This is a genomic window from Winogradskyella forsetii (assembly GCF_013394595.1).
GTDB classification, from domain to species: Bacteria; Bacteroidota; Bacteroidia; order Flavobacteriales; family Flavobacteriaceae; genus Winogradskyella; species Winogradskyella forsetii.
The window spans coordinates 389195-410754 of record NZ_CP053348.1; the positions used below are offsets into that span (position 1 = coordinate 389195).

Sequence of the window (21560 nt, forward strand, 5' to 3'; positions counted from 1 at the left end):
TTTTCAAAACCTTACAGGTCTTAAAATATTAAATTATGAAAACACATTTATTAAGTTTCGGAATCATATTAACGATATTCTCGTGCAATACAAGTGAAAAACAAACCACAGAAATCACATCGCCAAACGAAAAGGTGACCGTGAATTTCAATGTAAATAAGGAAGGACAACCATTTTACCTAGTTAAATTCAACAATAAAACAGTTGTAGATACCTCTTATTTAGGTTTTGAATTTAAAAATGCTCCGGCTTTCAATAAAAATTTCAAAATTAAAAATACAAGCACTTCAACTTTTAATGAAACATGGCAAATGCCTTGGGGAGAACAATTGGATGTCGTTAACAATTATAATGAGTTAAAAATTGAACTTCAGGAAAAAACAAGTCCTGAACGACTTTTAAATATCGTATTTAAGGTTTATGACGATGGTATCGGTTTCCGGTACGAATTCCCAGAACAAGAGAATTTAAAAGACGATATTTTCATCACAGAAGAACATACCGAATTCAACTTAACAGAGGATTACAAAACCTTCTGGATTCCTGGAGATTGGGACATTTACGAGCATTTATACAATACCACAAAACTTTCAGAAATTGATGCTTTACAATTTGCCAATCACAAAAATTTAGCTCAAACTTATATTCCAGAAAATGCAGTGAACACACCAGTCACTATGGTTGGTAATGATGGCACGCATTTAAGTTTTCACGAAGCAGCATTAATTGATTATTCAGGTATGACCTTAAAAGTGGACACCAAAAATTTGAACTTAAAAAGCAATTTGGTAGGTTCAGAAAACACAGATTATAAGGTAAAGAAAACCATGCCATTCCATACACCATGGCGAACCATTCAAATTACGGATAATGCACCAGATTTAATTGAATCCAAACTCATCGTGAATCTTAACGAACCAAATAAATTAGGCGATGTGTCTTGGTTTAAACCTATGAAATATACTGGTGTGTGGTGGGAAATGCACTTAGGGAAATCCTCATGGGATTACGGAATGACACAAGATATGAGTACATGGACCGATGGTGGAAAATCGCATGGCAGACACGGCGCAACAACAGAAAATGTAAAGAATTTCATTGATTTTTCAGCAAAGAATAATATTGGTGGCGTTTTAGTTGAAGGCTGGAATACAGGCTGGGAACATTGGATTGGTTTTGAGGACAGAGAAGGGGTTTTCGATTTCGTAACACCGTATCCAGATTATGATATTGTCGAGGTGGTACGATATGGAAAGGAAAAAGGAGTTGACATCATTATGCATCATGAAACCTCTGCGGCAACCGAAACTTACGAAAAGCAACAAGATACAGCCTATGCTTTAATGCAGAAATACGGAATGCATGCTGTAAAATCAGGTTATGTCGGTAAAATTTTACCAAAAGGTGAATATCATCACGGACAATATATGGTGAATCACTATAACAACGCAGCCATAAAAGCAGCAAAATATGAAGTAGCAGTTAATGCCCATGAACCGATTAAGGCGACAGGGTTACGCAGAACCTATCCAAATATAATTTCGAGGGAAGGTTTACGTGGACAAGAGTTTAATGCGTGGGCAAGTGATGGTGGCAATCCACCAGAGCATTTACCAATTGTGGCTTTTACAAGAATGTTATCTGGACCTATTGATTATACACCTGGTATTTTCAACATTAAATTTGATGAATACAAAAAGGACAATCAAGTCAATACAACCATTGCTCAGCAATTGGCTTTGTATGTGGTCATTTACAGTCCTGTACAAATGGCAGCCGATTTGGTGGAGCATTATGAAGCTAATCCAGAACCTTTTCAGTTCATCAAGGATGTTGGCGTAGATTGGGAAAAAACTGTCGTTTTAAATGGCGAAGTTGGCGATTTTGTGACCATTGCCAGAAAAGAGCGTCAAACTGGTAATTGGTTTGTTGGTGGAATAACCGATGAAAACTCGAGAAGTATGGAGTTAACATTCGATTTTTTAGAGGAGAACCAAAACTACGAAGCCATACTCTATAAAGATGGAGAAAAGGCACATTGGGACAATAATCCTTTGGATATCAACATTGAAAAGATGGAACTTAATAAGGAATCAAAATTAAGTGTAAAGTTAGCTGAAGGTGGAGGTTTTGCCATTAGCCTTATGAAGAAACAATAATTAAATTGATAACGCCTTATGAAAAACATAATTACAATACTTGCTTTGCTGCTGTGCTTCAATGGTGCGTTTGCTCAAGTAGGAGTCGGCACTACGGATCCTAAAAGTACATTGGATATTAATGGGAATTTATCGCTTAAGGTTGTGAGTTTAAATGGTGGACCTGGTGGTTCTGCTACTCCTATAGACGATGGTGTTTATATAAACTTATCTCCAACTCCCTTTAATGTTGAGTTTATTCTGCCTGATGCCACAACAGTTCCTGGAAGAATATATATTCTAAGGAATATATCAGATTCAGAAAACGCACTAATATATACATTCGGAGCAAATGCCACTGCTGGAGCAGGAGTTGAATTTTTTCGAGGAGATGGAAGAAATAGTCAAGGACCACTTGGTTCTGTAACAATGGCGCCAGATATTGGAAATGATGGTGGAGACATTACTAAAACATTAATCTTTATTAGTGATGGTTCCAACTGGACTTATGGACATTTAGGACTTTAGTTTATTTTAATAGACGGATAATATTGCTTTCTTCTTTCATTTAATAAAATTGATGTTTTAAAATGTTCCTATTATTAATGTTTAACGTCAAGAGTATCCTTTAATAATTGATAAAACCAATGTAAGATAGTAGAGCTAAAAGCGACTAGTTCAATTATACGTATCTTAGTATACTAAACCAACCACAGTTTTGGACATAAACGAGCACATAGAAACACCCTTTGAGATTAAAATTAGTTTCAATAAAATATTAAATCAGTATGAAAATTTGATTGCTGCTGATAATGATTTTATTGCGGCTAATGCACGACGTGTTTTGAAAATAGCAGAAGAGAATCCCATTTTAAGAGATGGTTTTAGTGATTTTTCATTATTAAAAACCTACGAAAAAGAAATAGAGGGATTGCTTCAAGATGCTTTCAGTCCTTTGTTGACTAAAAACGAGATTAAAACAGCGACTATTCCGTTTCATAATTTTACGTTTAACCGATCAGAACGTTTTAAAAATATATTAAAGACAGCAGGTGATGATTTTGAACTACAAATATTGAATATGCCTGCAGACGAGAAATATATTTTTGTCTGTGCTGTGATTTTAAACTTTTGCTACGGTTACAATATCAATTTCAAGCGTCCTTTTTTCTACGAAATACCAGATGCCAATGGCGTAATGCGCTATTATAAAATGCTGTACAATGCAGATTTTATTGAAATAATTCCAAAAGAAAATGCGCCAAAAATAACAAAATCAGATTTTGACGAACTATTGGATAATTTTGAAAATATAGAATTATGGAAGGAAAAATTTCCGCCAAATAGTTACGTTTTTAAAGGCTTTGTAATTTCAAATCTTTTTGATATTACGGACGACCAGTCCATATCTAATATAAAAACAGGTTTAATAGGCGATGACAAGCGAAAAAGTAAAAGCTTTATGGAAAACTTCCATGAGATATTTCGTTCGCTGTTAGGCTTAAAGGATATTCATGTTGGTTTTTCTACATACAATAAGGATGAAGATTCCTTTGAGCGCGTTTATGGTTCAGGCATGAAGAGTTTTTTATTAAATGATTTAGAAACGTCTCACTGCTCGGATACTTTGTGCAATTGGTCTTATAATCGCTTACTAAACGAAAAAAAATATTTTTCTATTTCAGATGTCAAAAAGCAATTTGAACATCCAGATAGAAATGCACCACACATAAAAATTCTGAACCAACAAGGTATACAAAGTGCTATTTTTGCGCCAATTACAAACGATGAAGGTTTAATGGGTATACTCGAAATTGTATCAGAAAAGCCAAAAGTTTTAAACAGTATCAATGCGAATAAATTAGCAGATGTTATGCCTTTTATTGTTTCTGCGGTCGAACGGTCAAAGAAGGAAGAAGAGAATTTAATCGAAGCTATTATTCAAAAAGAATGTACGTCCATTCATAAAAGTGTACATTGGAAATTCGTTCAAGAAGCAAGACATTACATCAAAGAGCAGCTAGAAAATAATGAAACACCAACCTTCAAAAAAATAGCGTTTGATGATGTTTATCCTTTATTTGGGCAATTAGATGTGAAAGGCTCGTCTGATGCTAGAAATTTGGCAACTCAAAAGGATTTACAATTGCAACTTGGTTATGCCGAAAAAATCTTGAATAAAACACTGGATGAGAAAAGTCTGCCCATTTACGAACAGATAAAATTCCAAATTTCAGAATATAGTTCAGCTTTAAAAGACCATTTTAAAGTTGATAGTGAGCATGCGATAACCGTATTTTTAACCAAAGAAGTTTTACCGGTATTTCAACTTATCGCTGATACACAACCACTTGTTAAAAAAGAAATAGAGGATTATTTTAGTAAGTTGGATAAAGAATTGGGAGTCGTTTATTTTTACAGGAGACATTATGATGAAACCGTGAAGTTGATAAACAACAATATGTCTTCTTTATTGGATGAAAAGCAGCTTGAAGCGCAGAAAATGTACCCTCATTTTTTTGAAAGATTTAAAACCGACGGTGTAGAACACAATATGTATATAGGAGAGTCCATAACAAAGGATGATAGTTTCAATGTGATCTACTTATACAATTTAAGGTTGTGGCAACTTCAGGTGATGTGCGAGATGGAGAACGAATATTATCAAAACCGACACGACTATCCCGTTTCTTTAGATGTAGCTTCGATGATTTTAGTTTTTAATCAGCCTTTATCCATCCGATTTAGAATGGATGAAAAACGTTTTGATGTTGATGGAACCTACAACGCACGTTACGAAGTGGTAAAAAAACGTGTCGATAAAGCGTACATTAAAGGTACTGAAGAACGTATTACCCAAAAAGGAAAACTAACTATAGTATATTCTCAAAAAGAAGACGAAGAAGAATATGAAAGATATATTAAGTTTCTGCAGTCCAAAAAAGTTTTAGATAATGATTTAGAATATCTTGAACTTGAAGATTTACAGGCTATTACGGGATTGAAAGCATTGCGAATTAGTATGCTCTATCATAATAATAAAGATGATAAAACATTCTATACTTATAATGATTTAATGGAAACCATTAAAGCCTAGGCGATTTTCGCTATCCTCAAAATATCCTTGATTATAAACCGTCAAAACATCATCAATATCAGAACCAGGATTGGTTTTTATAGCAATGGCAAACGAAATTAAGGATACAATGATTCCGATCATAAAGACCGTATAGGTTATACGCAATAATCTGTATTTTCGTTCCAATACAACACCCAAGAAATAGAGATCTTTAGTTAGTGCCTTATAAATATAATCTCGGTCTTTGACCATTTCGCCAATAGCCCATTCGTATTCCTCTAATTTCATTTTATGGAAATTACCGAAAAAACTTAAATTTACCTTTTGGTTCTTGACATCTTCCTTGGTAAATTGGCCACTAGTAACATTGGGACGTGTAGCGATTATGGATAAAATCATGGAAACTACACAAAATAACGTGAATATAACTGTAGGCCAAGTTAAATAAGGATTATTGTCTAATTTAGAAATAAGATTGGCAAGAACAACGGAAATAATAATGGCATTGACAGACAATAAAATATTTGCTTTGGTATCCGCAATATCGCTCAATTTAATGTGGTTTCTGAGTGCCACTCTATAAAACGTCTGCACACCACGTGATGAACTTTCATCTTTATATTTTGCTTTGAGTTTGGCCTTTTGCTTTTCAATATTAAGTTTCTTTTTACGCTTTTTCTTTTTCTTTAATAGTTTGGCTAAGTTTTTTTCCTTTTGTGCTTGCCAGTTCTTTAAGGCATATTCTGTATAAAACTCGTGCTCTTTTGTGAGGACTTCAATATTCTCTTTTCGCCATTCGGAAGGTGTAAAGCTTACTCTGCCCTGTACTTCCAATTCTTTTCTCAAAAACTCACTAGCCTCTCTAAAATAGTCCTTCCCAAAATGTGAGGAATCGGCATCACGTATTATTTTCTCTAGTTTTTTAGTAGGTTTGGTATCAAACTTAGTCGCCATGATACAGTCGGCAACTGATTTAATAATGTCTTCATCTACCTTTTTTTCTTTCAAAAATTTAGTGGCTATTCTTACACCTTCCTCTTCATGGTTATCACAGCCCTTGGTATAACCTACATCATGGAGTAAAGCCGTAAGCTCTAATATTTTTGCTTCTTTTTCAGTGACATCAGAATTTTCTATGAGTTCCCTTGTACTTCGCAATACGCGTTCGGTATGCGTATAGTTATGATATATAAAAGTACTTGGTAGTTCGTTTTTTATGAGGTTAAAAACGAATTCCTGAGTTTCTTCAATTAGAGACTTTGACATGGGTTTTAATAATTTTTGTATGATGTGAAATTACAAAAAAGATGTAAGACTTAACATTTATTTTGGCATATGAGTTACAATGAAATCGTATTTTTATACAAAACCGAAATGAAATGTTTTAATATAGTAGTCGACCAACTGAGTTCAATATAAAGAACATTTCTTTTGAATCAAATAGTAAACTAATGCGTTTAAACTTAAGTGATACATTTAATGTAGAATTGCCCTCTGATTCCAATACGACCAATACGAGACGCCAAGTCTCGAAGGCAGCCTATTCTTATGTGACACCAAAAGTACCGTCGGTTCCCAAATTAATTCACGCTTCCAAAGACATGGCTGAAGCAATTGGTTTAGAGCTTGACGCTATAGATTCTCAAGACTTTTTAGATATTTTCTCTGGAGCTAAAGTCTATCCAAAAACAAAACCCTATGCCATGGCTTATGCTGGTCATCAATTTGGGAATTGGGCTGGGCAACTTGGCGATGGAAGAGCAATTAATTTGTTTGAAGTAGAGCACAATGCTAAACGTTGGGCAATTCAACTCAAAGGATCTGGCGAAACACCATATTCTAGGCAAGGCGATGGTTTGGCCGTTTTACGGTCTTCAATCCGTGAATATCTATGCAGCGAGGCCATGTATCATTTGGGTGTGCCAACCACAAGAGCATTGAGTTTAATGTTGTCGGGAGACGATGTGCTTAGAGATATGTTGTACGATGGTAATCCGGATTATGAAAAAGGCGCTATAGTGGCGAGAGTAGCACCAACTTTTATCAGGTTTGGTAATTTTGAATTGTTCGCAGCCCGAAAAGACACAGAAAATCTAAAAAAGCTTACAAATTACACCATCAAATATTTTTATCCCGAATTAGGGCAACCGTCCAAAGAAACCTATATCAAATTCTTTGAAGAAGTCACCAACCGAACTTTAGACATGATTATCCATTGGCAACGTGTTGGTTTTGTACATGGCGTGATGAACACCGATAACATGTCCATTTTGGGTTTAACGATAGATTATGGTCCTTATGGTTGGTTGGAAGATTTTGATTTGGGTTGGACACCAAACACAACGGACAGACAGAACAAACGCTATCGTTTTGGCAATCAACCTAGTATTGGACTATGGAATTTATTACAACTCGCCAATGCGCTTTATACGTTAATTGAAGAACCTGAACCCCTAGAATCCATTCTCAAACAATATCAAAAAGATTTAGAGCAAAAATCACTGGATATGATGCGTTCTAAATTAGGGCTGTCACATCAAGAAGAAGCGGATGGAAAATTAGTCACAGATTTGCAAGATTGTTTATTACTTTCTGAAACTGATATGACGATTTTCTTCCGATTATTAGCCAATTATAAAACAGGAAACCCGAAAAAAGGTTTAGACATAATCCATGAAGCTTTTTACCACCCAGAAGAAATTAAGGGAGCTATTGAAGACCAATGGAAAGTTTGGTTTCAGGCTTACGACCAAAGATTACAAAAAGAGAAGTTATCAGATTCAGAGCGCCAAAAACATATGAACACTGTAAATCCAAAGTATGTGCTTAGAAATTATATGGCGCAATTAGCTATTGACAAAGCCAACGAAGAAGATTACAGTTTAGTGGATGAATTATTTCAACTGCTAAAAAAGCCTTACGATGAACAACCTGAAAATGAAAAATGGTTTGCCAAACGTCCCGAATGGGCAAGACATAAAGTGGGTTGTTCTATGTTGAGCTGTAGTTCTTGATTATAAAAACAAAATAAAATTATGGATTTTTCAAAACTAAAAGTACTGTACATCAATTGTACTTTAAAAAAATCGCCTGAGCAGAGCCATACGGAAACGCTGATGAAAGTGTCTCAAAATATTCTGAAAAAGGAAAAGGTCTCGTTTGAAACTGTTCGCCTTATAGATTTTGACGTAGCTCCGGGAATTTATCCAGATATGACAGAACATGGTTGGGACAAAGATGAATGGCCAAGTATTTATAAGAAAGTCAATGAAGTAGATGTGTTAATCGTCGGAACATCGATTTGGCTAGGAGAAAAATCGTCTGAAGCCCAAAAATTAATTGAACGCCTTTATGCAATGAGCAGCAAAACCAATGATAAAGGACAGTACATTTACTATGGCAAAGTCGGTGGATGCATGGTTACAGGTAATGAAGATGGCATAAAACATTGTGCAATGGGAATCCTATATGCATTACAACACGTCGGCTATTCTATTCCACCTCAAGCGGATTGCGGATGGATAGGAGAAGTGGGACCTGGTCCAAGTTATGGAGATACGGAATGGAAAGGAAAAACCAAGGAGCCACCAGTTGGGTTCGATTCTGAATTTACTAATAGAAATACCACTTTTATGACCTATAATCTTCTGCACTTAGCAAAACTATTGAAAGAAAATAAAGGCTATAGCAATTACGGTAATTCGCGTGAAGCTTGGGATAGTGGTACACATTGGGCTTTTGATAATCCAGAATATAGATAAACGTAAAATTCGATCTAACAGTTCCTGCAAGGCATTGTACTGAATTTATTTTCAGTATCTAAAAAACCTGGCAGGTTTATAAAAACACCAACTATGAAAGCCATTTGGAATAATAAAATAATAGCAGAAAGTAATGATACCGTTGTAATCGAAAACAACCATTATTTCCCACATGAAAGTATAAAGGAAGAGTTCTTTAAACCGAGTGAACTAAATTCTGTATGTCCTTGGAAAGGAACAGCATCATATTACACTATAGAAGTTGATGGGAAACAAAATACAGATGCAGCTTGGTTTTACCCAGAAGTATCAGAATTAGCAAAAGGTATTAAAAATCGAGTCGCATTTTGGCGTGGAGTAAAAATTGAAGACTGATGAAAAGCACCAAACTAAAGATAAAAAATAGAAAAGGAATAACTCTAAACGCCCATTTAGAATTACCAGCAAACCAAAAACCAAACTACTATGCCATTTTTGCACATTGTTTTACCTGCAGTAGCAGTTTTAGTGCGGTAAAAAATGTGAGTAGAGCACTCACTCAAGATGGTTTTGCAGTGTTGCGATTCGATTTTACAGGTTTAGGAAGAAGCGAGGGCGAATTTGCCGATAGTCATTTTTCGGCTAACGTAGAAGATTTGTTAGATGTTCAGACTTATCTGACTGAAAATTACAAAGCACCAAGTTTATTGGTTGGTCATTCGTTGGGTGGCGCAGCTGTACTTGTCGCAGCTTCAAAGATTGATGCCGTAAAAGCCGTGGCAACAATAGGTGCGCCTTCAACCGTAGAGCATGTTAAACATTTGTTTTCCCATCAAGTTGAAGAAACAGAAGACAATGGCGATATTGAGGTTAATATTGGAGGAAGACCATTTGTAATCAATCAAGATTTTTTAAAGGAATTTGATAATACGAATTTGCCAGAAATAGTGAAGAATTTAAGAAAGCCGTTATTGATTATGCATTCGCCTTTCGACAATATTGTTGGAATTGAAAATGCAGAACAATTATATAAAAATGCACATCATCCAAAAAGTTTTATCACACTAGATAATGCTGATCATTTACTGTCCAATGAAAAAGATAGTCAGTACGCTGGAGATATGATTGGTACTTGGGCAAAACGGTATTTTCCAAAAGTTGAAAATGTAATGTTAAGTACCGAAGGCGAACAATTAGTTGGTCATTTGAATATTGAAGAAGATAATTTTACAACATCAATTCAAACCAAAAACCATAGCTTTATTGCAGATGAACCAGCTAGTATTGGTGGCAATGATTTTGGGCCTTCGCCGTACGAATATCTCAATGCAGCACTGGCAGCATGTACGGTAATGACCTTAAAAATGTACTCAGAAAGAAAAAAATGGGATCTGAAAGAAGTATTTGTATATATTTCTCATTCCAGAAAACATAGTGACGATTTACAGGTAGCTGTAGAGCAACCAAAGTACATGGACCACATTAGTAAAAAACTAAAATTTGTTGGTGATTTAGATACTAAACAACAAGAACGATTAAAAGAAATAGCATCACGTTGTCCTGTGCATAAAACCATAGCCAGCGACGTCATTTTTGAAACGGAAATTATAAATCATTAGAAGTGCAGACATTAATAAAACATACAATAACCAAAAATCGATTTTTAGAAATTAGACATCAAACGGCGTTAATTTGTAAATCGTTAAAACCTGAAGATGTTTCCATCCAACCCGTAGAATTTGTATCGCCACCAAAATGGCATTTGGCGCATTCAACCTGGTTTTTTGAACAATTTGTTTTAACAAAATACAAGTCGGGTTATAAAGTTTTTAATGATGATTTCGCTTACTACTTCAATAGCTATTACAACAATGTGGGAAAACGCGTGATGAGAGCAAATCGTGGCACTATGACACGCCCTACTTTGGATGAAGTTTTAAAATACAGAACCTATGTAAACCAAAAGCTTTCAGATTTTATCGAAGAAGGCATTTCGGATGTCATTTCAGAGGTTATAGAAATCGGCCTGCAACACGAACAGCAACATCAAGAATTATTAATTTACGATATCAAGTACATTTTTGGTCATCAACCTTCGTTTCCTGTTTTGGATTTTCAAGTTCAATTACAAAAAGAAAATCAACCACAAGAATTCATTCATATTGATGAAGGCGTTTACGAAATTGGTCATGATAACGACGGGTTTTGTTTTGACAACGAATTAGGACGGCACAAGGTTTATCTTCATGATTTTGAAATTTACAATCGGCTTGTTACCAATTCAGAATATATTGAATTTATAGAAGCTGGTGGTTACCAAGATTTTAATCTTTGGCATGCTGATGGTTGGGAGTTTGTTCAAAATAACGATTTAAAATCGCCAATGTATTGGCACCAAGTTGATGGCAAATGGATGCAGTATACTTTACAAGGTTTTAAAGAAGTGGAAGGGGATTTGCCAGTAAAGCATATGACATTTTACGAAGCTTTTGCTTACGCACAATGGAAAAACATGCGATTGCCAACCGAGTTTGAATGGGAAGTGGCCTCAAAGCACTTTAACCATGGGCAACTTTGGGAATGGACCAATAGTGCTTATTTACCTTATCCAAACTATACCAAAGTTGAAGGCGCACTTGGCGAGTACAATGGTAAATTTATGGTCAATCAAATGGTATTGAGAGGAGGTTCGGTAGCAACCTCTAAAAACCATTGCAGACCAACTTATAGAAACTTTTTTACAGCTGACATGCGTTGGCTATTTTCAGGAATTAGATTAGCAAGATAAGCCCATAATGGGCATTTGGCAAAATGATATTTGTAATAATAAAAACTATTCTTAATGACAAAGAATAATGCATTAGACATTGAAATGAAAAACACTTTCGCACAAGACGTGCTTAAAGGCTTAACTGCCAAAAACAAACATTTACCATCTAAGTATTTTTATGATGATAATGGAAGTCGCATATTTCAGGAAATTATGAATATGCCAGAGTATTATCCTACCAATGCAGAGTTTGAGATTCTTTCCATGCAATCCAAACAGATATACAAGGCGCTCAAGTTTTCAGAACCTTTTAATATTATTGAATTAGGTGCTGGAGATGGCTTTAAAACTTTCAAGCTTTTAGAATATTTGGTAAATCATAATGTTGATGTTCATTACATCCCTATCGATATTTCCCAAGAGGCTATGGATTTACTTTCGAATCGATTGACAGAAAAATTGCCTAGTTTGAAAATACATCCAAAAGTGGGTGATTATTTTGAAATATTAAAGGGTAATCTCGAAAGCGACTACCCAAGTATGTTGCTATTTTTAGGTGGAAATATTGGGAATTATCAAGAAGAAAAAGCGAAAGAACTATTAAACCTTTTTAATAAAAACATGAAGGTTGGTGACAAGCTTCTAATAGGTTTCGACCTAAAGAAAAACCCAATAATTATTCATAACGCTTATTACGATGCGCATGGCATTACAAAGCGTTTTAATCTCAATTTATTAATCCGAATTAATAGAGAGCTGGATGCGGATTTTAAAATTGATGATTTCGATTTCTACAGTTATTACAATCCTGCAACTGGAAATGTGAAAAGTTATCTGGTAAGTTTAAGAAAACAGACCGTTGAACTGAAAAATTTAAATAAATCCATAGATTTTGATTATGACGAATTAGTATGGACTGAGCTTTCAAAAAAATATGCTATTGAAGAAATCCATAACTTAGCAAAGCAAACGGATTTTGCATTAAACTCCAATTTCTTGGATTGTAAACACTTCTTCACTGATAGTCTTTGGGAAAAAATGGCATAAGGATTAATATCGGTAGGAATATGGCTAAGAAACTAACTCAAAAAAAGGGTTATTTACAACAAAAAATAAAATATGATTAAGTTATACAAAATAGCGGTATTATTTATTGCTGTTGCTTTCTTAATAGGTTGCGCCACTTCAAAGGCACAATATAAAGAAGAAGCTGATAAAACCAACGAATTACCAGATAAAGACATAGAGAAAACCTTCTATTTAATTGGTGATGCTGGTAAGTCGCCACAAGGTGGTATGTCTAAAGCCTTAACAGCGTTTAAGAATCATACCGCTGATAAAAATACAACCGAAGACTTTGTGCTTTTTTTAGGAGATAATATTTATCCTGATGGATTGCCGAAGAAAGGTGAAAAAGGGCGTTCGGAGGCGGAAAATGCTTTAGACGGACAACTAAAATCCATTGAAGGTTTTAATGGTGAAGTACTCTTTATTCCAGGAAATCACGATTGGTATGCTAACGGCCTTAAAGGTTTGAAACGCGAGGAAAAGTATATTGAAGAAGCCTTGGTGAAGAAGGCTTTCGAACCTGATAATGGTTGTCCTCTTGAGGATTTTGACATCGGAGATGATATTAAGCTTATTGTCATAGATACACAATGGTATTTAGAAAACTGGAACAATCATCCCACCATGAATGACGAATGCGAAATAAAGACGAGGGAACGGTTCTTCCTAGAGTTAGAGGGCGAACTGAAAAAAGCACAAAACAAGACTATAGTATTTGCCATGCATCATCCTATGTATACCAATGGTGTTCATGGAGGTCAGTATGCATTTTCCAAACATTTGTTTCCAACACAGAAAAAATTGCCCCTACCTGTTTTGGCCTCTTTGGCAACTCAGATTAGAACACAAGGCGGTGTTTCTATTCAAGACCGTTATAATGAGCGTTATAACAACCTAATGAACCGTTTGGAGACCATGACTCTAGATACGGAAAACGTCATATTTGTTTCAGGCCATGAGCATACACTTCAATATTTGGAAAAAGGAAAAATTAAACAAATTGTTTCTGGTTCTGGAGCCAAAGAAGGGTATGCATCCCTAAAGAATACAAGCTTATTCAGCTATGGAAAACAAGGTTTTGCAGAGTTAACCGTTTTCAAGGATGGCAGTAGTTGGGTGACTATGTATGGCGCAGAAAATGGTAGTGCCACCAAGCTCTTTGTAAAGGAAATTTTTCCACCTACAGCGCAATATGATGTGTCTCAATTACCGGATAGCTTCCCTCAAGAAATTGAAACTTCGGTTTACACAAAGGAACAAACTGAAAAAACCGGCTTTTTTGAATCTATTTGGGGAGATCATTACAGAGATGTTTATAGTCAGAAGATTAAAGCAGATGTTGCCACTTTAGATACGCTTTATGGTGGTTTGGAAATTGTAAGAACTGGTGGAGGTCATCAAACACGCTCTATAAGACTTAAAACAAAAGATGGCAGAGAGCTCAACATGCGAGCGCTTAAAAAAAGTGCCACACAATATTTACAGACCGTTTTATTTAAAGACACTTATATACAAGATGAGTTTGAAAGAACGGCTGTTGAAGGTCTGATTTTGGATTTTTACACCGCAGCGCATCCCTATGCATTTATGGTAGTACCAGATTTGTCTGATGCTGCCGAAATATATCACACCAATCCTAGGATTTTCTATATTCCAAAGCACAAATATTTAGGGAAATATAATAAGGATTATGGAGATGAACTCTACATGATTGAAGAACGTCCGGAGGAAAACTATACCGACGAGCGTAATTTTGGTTATGCTGATGATATTGAAAGTACGCATGATATTATTGAAAAGGTACGGGAAGATGAAAAGTATAAAATAGATGATAATGCTTATGTAAGAGCACGTTTATTTGATATGCTGATTGGCGATTGGGATCGCCACCAAGACCAATGGCGTTGGGCGCAATTTGACCAAGAAAATGGCGATAAGCTCTTTAGGCCAATTCCAAGGGATAGAGACCAAGTGTTTTCAAATTTTGATGGTGGTTTATTGGATGTGATGAGAGTCATTGCAGGTCCAACAAAACAACTTCAGGTCTATGATGAAACATTGGAAGATATTAAATGGATGAATTCCGCAGGTATAAAATTAGATCGTGTATTGGTGCAACAATCAACTAGGGAACAATGGTTAAAACATGCTAAATTTCTCCAAGATAATATTACGGACGATGTCATTGAAGAAGCATTTTCTAAGGTGCCAGAAGCTGCTCAAGATGAAACACTTGACGATATAAAAAAGAAACTTAAAGGACGACGCGGTAACCTTGTGGATATTGCCACACGTTATTACGAATACTTAAACGGTTTGGTAATCCTTACAGGTACTGATAAGGATGATTACATCGAAGTAACTAGAATTGGGGACAACGAAACCCATGTAAAGATATCTAGAATTAAAGATGGTGAAAAAGGGGAAGTTATTGTCGATAGAACGTTTAATAAAGATGTGACTAAAGAAATTTGGGTCTACGGTTTGGATGACAAAGATATATTTGAAGTGAGCGGCAAAGCCAATAATTTAATATTTACCAGATTAATTGGCGGACAGGAAAATGATACGTACATCATTAAGAATGGAAGACGAATTAAAATATACGATCACCAAAGTAAACCTAATACCATACAGGAGAAGAAAGGAGGAACACTGCGATTGACTGATGTTTATAAATTGAATCTTTTTGATTACCAAAAAAACATCGTAAACACTGGTGTAATCACGCCAGCCATCGGCTTTAATCCAGATGATGGTTTTTCTTTGGGCTTATCTTATGTTTCAACCATAAATGGTTTTCAGCGTAATCCGTTTTCGCAACAACACCGTTTTAAAGGTGGTTACTTTTTTGCTACAAGTGGATTTTCCCTTAATTATGATGGCGAATTTGCTAACATAAAAGACGATTGGAATTTACACGTTGGCGGTCAATTTACCTCAGAAAATTTCGCCAATAATTTTTTCGGTTACGGTAATGAAACAGAGAATTTGGACGATGAATTAGACTTAGATTATAATCGTGTAAAAACCAGTATTTATATGGCTAAAGTCGGAATTTTGAAGAAAGGTAATTTTGGTAGTGATTATGGTTTCCGAGCAATAATAGAAGGTATTGAATTAGGTGAAACGCCTGATAGATTTATAACGAGTTTTGCTAATGCTTCAGAAGATGGTTTTTTCGACCGTAGAATCTTTGGAGCACTTGAAGCAGAATACAATTATGAGAGTTTTGATAAAAAACTTGCACCGACGAGAGGGATGACCTTTCTTTTAAATATAGGAGCAAAAACTGAAATTGACAATACGAAATATACATATGGTTATATCAATTCCAATTTAGGATTTTATAATGCGATTTCAAGAAATAGAAAATTAGTTTTGAAAACCGATTTACGAACACAGTTTAGGATAGGTAATGATTTAATATTTTATCAGGCTGCAAATATTGGAGGGCAAAACGGACTAAGAGGTTTTAGAACAGAACGCTTTACCGGTCGAAATTCTTTAGTCGGAAGTACGGATTTGAGATATGCCTTTAATCAATTCAAAACAGGTATATTGCCATTGCAAGTCGGCGTTTTTGGTGGTTTCGATGTCGGAAGAGTTTGGCTTAAAGACGATTTTTCAGATAAATGGCACAACGATTATGGAGGTGGTTTTTGGGTAACGGCCGCAGATAGCCTTTCAGGAACATTTAACTTATTCAATAGTGTAGAAGGTTTGCGATTTTCATTCGGATTTGGACTCAATTTTTAATTCATTAATGTGAAAAACTATTTTTATAGAATTTGGAATTCACTAGAGAAGCTAGAGAGCAATATTGCTTTCTATCCCACAATTATTAGTCTTTTTGGGCTTCTCTTTGCGTTTTTTATGATTTATTTAGAAAGTAAAGGTGTTTCTAAATATTTAATAGAACATGCACCAATTTTAGTGGTCAATAATACCGAAACGGCAAGGGTACTTCTAACCACATTTATTGCAGGTCTAATTTCTATTATGGTGTTTAGTTTTTCATTGGTAATGATTTTACTCAATCAAGCGTCGAGTAATTTTTCGCCAAGGGTACTGCCAGGATTGATTTCTAACAGAAGGCATCAGATTATACTCGGTATTTACAATTCCACATTGCTTTACTGTATTTTCACGCTGGTTTCCATTACACCAAATGGCGACAAATATCAAATGCCTGGTTTTTCAGTGTTATTGGGAATTATTTTCATGACTGAAAGTTTGGGTGCTTTTATTTATTTTATCCATTCCATTTCGCAAGAGATTCAAGTGAATACCATAATGGATAAAATCTTTAGAAAGTCTAAAGCACGTTTAGAAAAGTTGGTGGAAGCTGAAAAACATATTGACACGGACTTTGAAGATTCGTCAGATTGGAAAAGCATCATGGCAAATACTACAGGATACATGCAAGATGTAAGCTTAAAATCACTTGCTGGTTTAGCAGAAGAACATAATTTGAAAATAGCAATTGTTCCTATAAAAGGTGCATATATCCTAAAAGGGATTCCTGTACTTAAGTACAAGGGCGAACCCAATGAAGAGATGGACGATGAAGAGGATTTAGAAACAAAGCTAATTAATGCTATAACATTTTCCAATAATGAATTAATAGAAGATAATTATATACTTGCCTTTAAACAAATCACAGAAATTGCCTTAAAAGCTATGTCTCCAGGTATTAATGATCCAGGAACATGCATCAATGCTATTGATTATCTTACGGAACTTTTTGCATTACGAATGACCAAAAAAGACAATAGCTATTATTTTAATGACGATAAAAAAGCAGTTATCCATATTAAAACCGTTAGTTTTGAAGAGTTGTTATATAATGTTATGGCAGCCATGCGAAATTATTGCAAACACGATATTATAGTGGTTCAAAAATTATTTATCATGTTTCAATATTTGCTTCAACAGAATAATGTGTTGAACGAAAACTATAAAGAAGCCATTATAAAGGAAGTGATCAACCTTAAAAAGGATGCTCTAAATAATCATAACAACGAGGCAGATATTAAAACCATAGAAGATTATATTTCCAAACTTCGACATGTGAATCCTTCAGAATATACTTTTGAAACTTAACATAAAGGATTTTGATTTTTTAACCTTCATTTCATCATGTCCAATTAAATTACCAAATGTCAAACCATAAAGATATCATTATAATTGGAGGTGGAGCAGCAGGTTTTTTCGCAGCTATTAACATTGCCGAACAGCACCCAGAATTATCAGTCGCTATTTTGGAACGCGGAAAAGAAGGACTACAAAAGGTGAAAATCTCAGGTGGTGGACGATGTAACGTGACCCATGCCGAGTTTATCCCTTCGGAATTAGTACAGAATTATCCAAGAGGAGAAAAAGAACTTTTGGGACCCTTTCATAGTTTTATGACAGGCGATACCATTGCTTGGTTCGAAGAACGCGGTGTAGAGTTGAAAATTGAAGAAGATGGAAGAATGTTCCCTGTCTCAAATTCATCACAAACTATTATTAATTGCTTTTTGGAGGAAGCCGAAAAACATCAGGTTGAGGTATTGTATAACCATGCTGTGAAAACTATTCATCCTTTAGAAACTGGCTTTGAAATTGAAACTTCACAAGGCCTTTTTCAATCCAAAAAACTATTGGTCGCCACCGGAAGCAATCCAAAAATCTGGAAGTTGCTTGAGAATTTAGGCCACACTATTATTCAACCAGTTCCATCTTTATTTACTTTTGATATTAAGGATAAACGCATCAAGAATATTCCCGGAGTCGTTGCTAAAAATGTTGACATTAAAGTCGTAGGAACCAGTTTAGAATCCAACGGCCCATTATTAATTACACATGTCGGCATGAGTGCGCCTGCCATTTTAAAACTATCAGCTTTTGGAGCTGTTGAGCTGGCCAAACGCAATTATAATTTTAAGATTGAAGTGAATTTTATTCAACTGGATTTTGAGATGTGTTTAGAAGCACTTAAAAATTATAAACAAGAGTTTGCTAAAAAATCAGTGGTAAAATCTGCGCAATTCGATTTACCAAAACGCCTTTGGAAAACGTTGGTTTCAGCTTCAGACATAGCCGAAACAGAACGATGGGCAGATATTAATAAACAACAATTAGAAGCCTTAAGTTCTCAATTAACCCAAGCTATTTTTCAAGTGACGGGAAAAAGTACATTCAAGGAAGAATTTGTGACGGCAGGTGGTGTAGATTTAAAAGAAGTAAACTTTAAAACCTTTGAAAGCAAACGAATTCCTAATCTCTATTTTGCAGGTGAAGTGATTAATGTTGATGCCGTTACAGGTGGCTTTAATTTTCAGAATGCATGGACAGGCGCTTATATTGCGGCTCTGTCTATTATGCTACAATAATTTTCATTATTTCCTGCATAAGTCAAAATGATGGCTTTAAAATCTTCAAAAATATAAGGTTTGGTAATAATCTGATCAAAACCTGCTACTTCAGCTTTAGTGGAAATTTCGGCCGAATTTAGCGCGGTTAGTGCCAGTATAGGAATATGAGAATTAAACATTCTAATATGCTTGGTCACTTCATAACCGTCCATGTCTGGCATATTAATATCCATTAGAATCATGTCAAAATCCTTTTGTTTCACTAGAGATATCGCTTCTCTGCCATTAGCAATGGTTTCACAACTAAACCCGTTTATTTTTTCGATGTTCTTTTGTGTAATCAGCAGATTGATTTTGTTATCATCGACGACTAAAACGCGTACATCACGTTTCGGTAAAATTGATGCTCCTATACGTTGTTCTAAGCCTTTTGATAGTTTAAATTCTATGTCAAAGAAAAAACAGGTGCCTTCATTTGGCGTGGATACAAAATCGATATCGGCATTATGACTTTCCAATAGGGTTTTTACAATATATAAGCCCAGACCAGAACCACTACTGTTTTTATTTAGAAACGCTTTGTTTTCAAAGGCACTAAATACTATTGAGCGATGCTCCTCTTTTATGCCAATACCAGTATCTTTAATTTCAAAACGTAATGTGACTTCATCGTTAGTTCTTTCCTGTTCAAAAACGTTTATGGAAATAGAGCCTTTTTTAGTATAACGGATGGCATTATAGGCCAAATTGATGAGTATTTGACTAAACGCCACTTTATCGATCAAGATATATTCGTTATCATCAGATGCGTCAATATGTACTTTGAGTTCTAAACCTTTGTTTTCTGCTGCAATGGCTACTGTGCTTAGAACATGACCAACAATTTTCTTGATTCTATCTGGTTTTAATCGAAGGTTTTTTTTCTCAAATTTTAGTCGGTTGGCCTGTAAAATGTTATCGATTAAAATGGACATATAATTACTTGATGATATCAGCGAGTCCAAATAAGACTGTTTTTTAGTATCGTCATTTTCTTGGTCTATAAGTGTTGCCAAACCACTAATACCATAAATTGGTGTACGAAGTTCGTGACTTAATACGGAGAAAAATTCAAGTCTATCTTTATCAATAGCCTTAAGTTTAGAGTTTGAGGCTTTTAACGCTTCATTGATATTGACAATATTCTTTCTTGCTTTAAAATAGAAGTAAAAGATGGTCAAAATTACAATCAAGGCTATACTCATCACAACTGTACTTATTAAGAATATCTCTGAATTTCTGGCATTTTGATTTCTTACTTCATTTGATAATTTTAGTTCTTGTTCAGCATTTATAATTTTAGAAATCAGCTCACCATTTCTGTTATTTTGTTTTTCAACATTTGTAAGTGCTTTATATTTATAAGCGTCAGATTTTAAGAGATATTTAGTAGCCGAATCTAAATTTTTAATATTGTTGGTGTAATAGATGTATTTATAATAGTTAAAAGTGGCTAATTTGCGGTAAGAGTTCACATCTGTATCCAATGATGTTTTAAGTTTTTCTTCATTGATTAAAAATAGCAGATCATAACCATTGGCTTTGAATTTAGATAATTTTACCTTTGCTAAGGCTCTGTGGTATTGATAGGATTGGAATAAATTCTTTTTTAGATTTTCAGTACGGTAACTTTTGGAGTAATTGAGTTTTTCAAAATCTGTGGAGTTTAAAGCTTCTAGACCAATTTTACTATAGGCTAACATACTTTTGTTATCATTACTGAAGTAGTCTTTTTTTATTTTATATTCCAGATTGATGAAATAAATCTCACTATTTAGAGCTTTGGAAACCGCTTCGGCTTTAGGAAAAATACTGTCAAATTTCTTGTAGTTCTTTTCATAAACATAAGTATATAGCAAACCAGATAATGATCGGTCTATTCCTTTTTTGTCGTTAAGGGAATCGTATATTTTAAATGCTTTTTTGTGGTAGGATTCAGCAGTTTTGAAATTAGACAATTTTGCCAACACATTGCCTAATGCATTATAAGATTTAGCTTCCGTCGGTTTTAAGTTATATTCTTGAGAAAAGCTAATTGCTTCGTTAAGTAATAGTGTGGCTTTATACAAACTGTCGTTTTTTACCAATAAATCAAGTTTATAGGTATCAAAGGCACAATTAAAACTGCTATCAGCTTTTGTAAGTGGTTCTTGTGCGCACACAATTAAGCCATTAAATAGTAGGCAAACAAACAAAATAATAACAGTGTTCGATTTGGGAAAACACATGACATTATAGTATTAATGCAGTAAAACTACACCATTTCTTTAATTTAGCAACGTTTTGTCGTGTTTATTTGCGTTTGGTGGATTTTGTTTATTTGGCTGCTTTTATTAGATAGCAGTTAATTTAAAGATTTTAAAT

The 21560-nt window shown here is 34.8% G+C and carries 14 protein-coding genes; 12 read left to right on the plus strand and 2 right to left on the minus strand.

The genetic code is table 11. From position 1 onward, the window contains the following. The first annotated feature begins 35 nt into the window (after positions 1-35). The 3 genes from HM987_RS01625 to HM987_RS01635 all read left to right on the plus strand — a co-directional run bounded on the left by HM987_RS01625 (position 36) and on the right by HM987_RS01635 (position 5235). Positions 36-2159, plus strand: coding sequence for a glycoside hydrolase family 97 protein (locus tag HM987_RS01625; RefSeq protein ID WP_179004630.1), 2124 nt, complete (start codon positions 36-38; stop codon positions 2157-2159). Between the two features lie 18 nt (positions 2160-2177). Further along, entirely contained in the window at positions 2178-2666 is a 489-nt protein-coding gene (locus tag HM987_RS01630; RefSeq protein ID WP_179004632.1) for a hypothetical protein, read from the plus strand. A 190-nt stretch (positions 2667-2856) separates the two neighbouring features. Further along, on the plus strand, positions 2857-5235 hold the full coding sequence (locus tag HM987_RS01635; protein ID WP_179004633.1) for a GAF domain-containing protein: 2379 nt from the start codon (positions 2857-2859) through the stop codon (positions 5233-5235). Here HM987_RS01635 and HM987_RS01640 read toward each other — a convergent pair. Next, positions 5212-6483, minus strand: a complete 1272-nt coding sequence (locus tag HM987_RS01640; protein ID WP_179004635.1) for a Pycsar system effector family protein — start codon at positions 6481-6483, stop codon at positions 5212-5214. The genes HM987_RS01635 and HM987_RS01640 overlap by 24 nt on opposite strands. A gap of 185 nt (positions 6484-6668) precedes the next feature. Between HM987_RS01640 and HM987_RS01645 the strand changes: the two genes are divergently transcribed. The 9 genes from HM987_RS01645 (at position 6669) to HM987_RS01685 (ending at position 19175) form a co-directional block, all read left to right on the plus strand. Next, the gene (locus tag HM987_RS01645; RefSeq protein ID WP_179004637.1) at positions 6669-8231 is read left to right on the plus strand and encodes a protein adenylyltransferase SelO; all 1563 of its coding nucleotides are present in this window, start codon (positions 6669-6671) and stop codon (positions 8229-8231) included. A gap of 21 nt (positions 8232-8252) precedes the next feature. After that, entirely contained in the window at positions 8253-8978 is a 726-nt protein-coding gene (locus tag HM987_RS01650) for a flavodoxin family protein (RefSeq protein WP_179004639.1), read from the plus strand. A gap of 93 nt (positions 8979-9071) precedes the next feature. Further along, entirely contained in the window at positions 9072-9353 is a 282-nt protein-coding gene (locus HM987_RS01655; RefSeq protein WP_179004641.1) for a DUF427 domain-containing protein, read from the plus strand. Next, a complete protein-coding gene (locus HM987_RS01660) occupies positions 9353-10576 on the plus strand; it encodes a bifunctional alpha/beta hydrolase/OsmC family protein (protein ID WP_179004643.1) in 1224 nt (407 codons plus the stop codon). The genes HM987_RS01655 and HM987_RS01660 overlap by 1 nt, the downstream gene beginning before the upstream one ends. A gap of 2 nt (positions 10577-10578) precedes the next feature. After that, on the plus strand, positions 10579-11745 hold the full coding sequence (gene egtB, locus HM987_RS01665) for an ergothioneine biosynthesis protein EgtB (RefSeq protein WP_218645603.1): 1167 nt from the start codon (positions 10579-10581) through the stop codon (positions 11743-11745). 54 nt (positions 11746-11799) lie between these two features. Continuing rightward, complete coding sequence (locus HM987_RS01670) at positions 11800-12774, plus strand: L-histidine N(alpha)-methyltransferase (protein WP_229724558.1); 975 nt, start codon at positions 11800-11802, stop codon at positions 12772-12774. A 72-nt stretch (positions 12775-12846) separates the two neighbouring features. Further along, positions 12847-16554 (plus strand): metallophosphoesterase, encoded by a 3708-nt coding sequence (locus HM987_RS01675; RefSeq protein WP_179004645.1) that lies wholly within the window; start codon positions 12847-12849, stop codon positions 16552-16554. A gap of 9 nt (positions 16555-16563) precedes the next feature. Continuing rightward, positions 16564-17901 (plus strand): DUF2254 domain-containing protein, encoded by a 1338-nt coding sequence (locus HM987_RS01680; RefSeq protein WP_179004647.1) that lies wholly within the window; start codon positions 16564-16566, stop codon positions 17899-17901. 56 nt (positions 17902-17957) lie between these two features. Beyond that, positions 17958-19175 carry a BaiN/RdsA family NAD(P)/FAD-dependent oxidoreductase gene (locus HM987_RS01685; RefSeq protein WP_179004649.1) on the plus strand — a complete coding sequence of 406 codons (1218 nt, stop codon included), beginning with the start codon at positions 17958-17960 and terminating at the stop codon, positions 19173-19175. Here HM987_RS01685 and HM987_RS01690 read toward each other — a convergent pair. Then, positions 19142-21358 (minus strand): response regulator, encoded by a 2217-nt coding sequence (locus tag HM987_RS01690; protein ID WP_179004651.1) that lies wholly within the window; start codon positions 21356-21358, stop codon positions 19142-19144. The two genes, HM987_RS01685 and HM987_RS01690, sit on opposite strands and share 34 nt — an antisense overlap. Positions 21359-21560 lie beyond the last annotated feature (202 nt).

Bases quoted from the DNA above. Each gene is read 5' to 3' on its own strand.
- HM987_RS01630 (WP_179004632.1), top strand. From the start codon at position 2,178: ATGAAAAACATAATTACAATACTTGCTTTGCTGCTGTGCTTCAATGGT.
- HM987_RS01655 (WP_179004641.1), top strand. From the start codon at position 9,072: ATGAAAGCCATTTGGAATAATAAAATAATAGCAGAAAGTAATGATACC.
- HM987_RS01685 (WP_179004649.1), top strand. From the start codon at position 17,958: ATGTCAAACCATAAAGATATCATTATAATTGGAGGTGGAGCAGCAGGT.
- HM987_RS01640 (WP_179004635.1), bottom strand. From the start codon at position 6,483: ATGTCAAAGTCTCTAATTGAAGAAACTCAGGAATTCGTTTTTAACCTC.
- HM987_RS01645 (WP_179004637.1), top strand. From the start codon at position 6,669: ATGCGTTTAAACTTAAGTGATACATTTAATGTAGAATTGCCCTCTGAT.
- HM987_RS01660 (WP_179004643.1), top strand. From the start codon at position 9,353: ATGAAAAGCACCAAACTAAAGATAAAAAATAGAAAAGGAATAACTCTA.
- HM987_RS01670 (WP_229724558.1), top strand. From the start codon at position 11,800: ATGACAAAGAATAATGCATTAGACATTGAAATGAAAAACACTTTCGCA.
- HM987_RS01650 (WP_179004639.1), top strand. From the start codon at position 8,253: ATGGATTTTTCAAAACTAAAAGTACTGTACATCAATTGTACTTTAAAA.
- HM987_RS01675 (WP_179004645.1), top strand. From the start codon at position 12,847: ATGATTAAGTTATACAAAATAGCGGTATTATTTATTGCTGTTGCTTTC.
- HM987_RS01625 (WP_179004630.1), top strand. From the start codon at position 36: ATGAAAACACATTTATTAAGTTTCGGAATCATATTAACGATATTCTCG.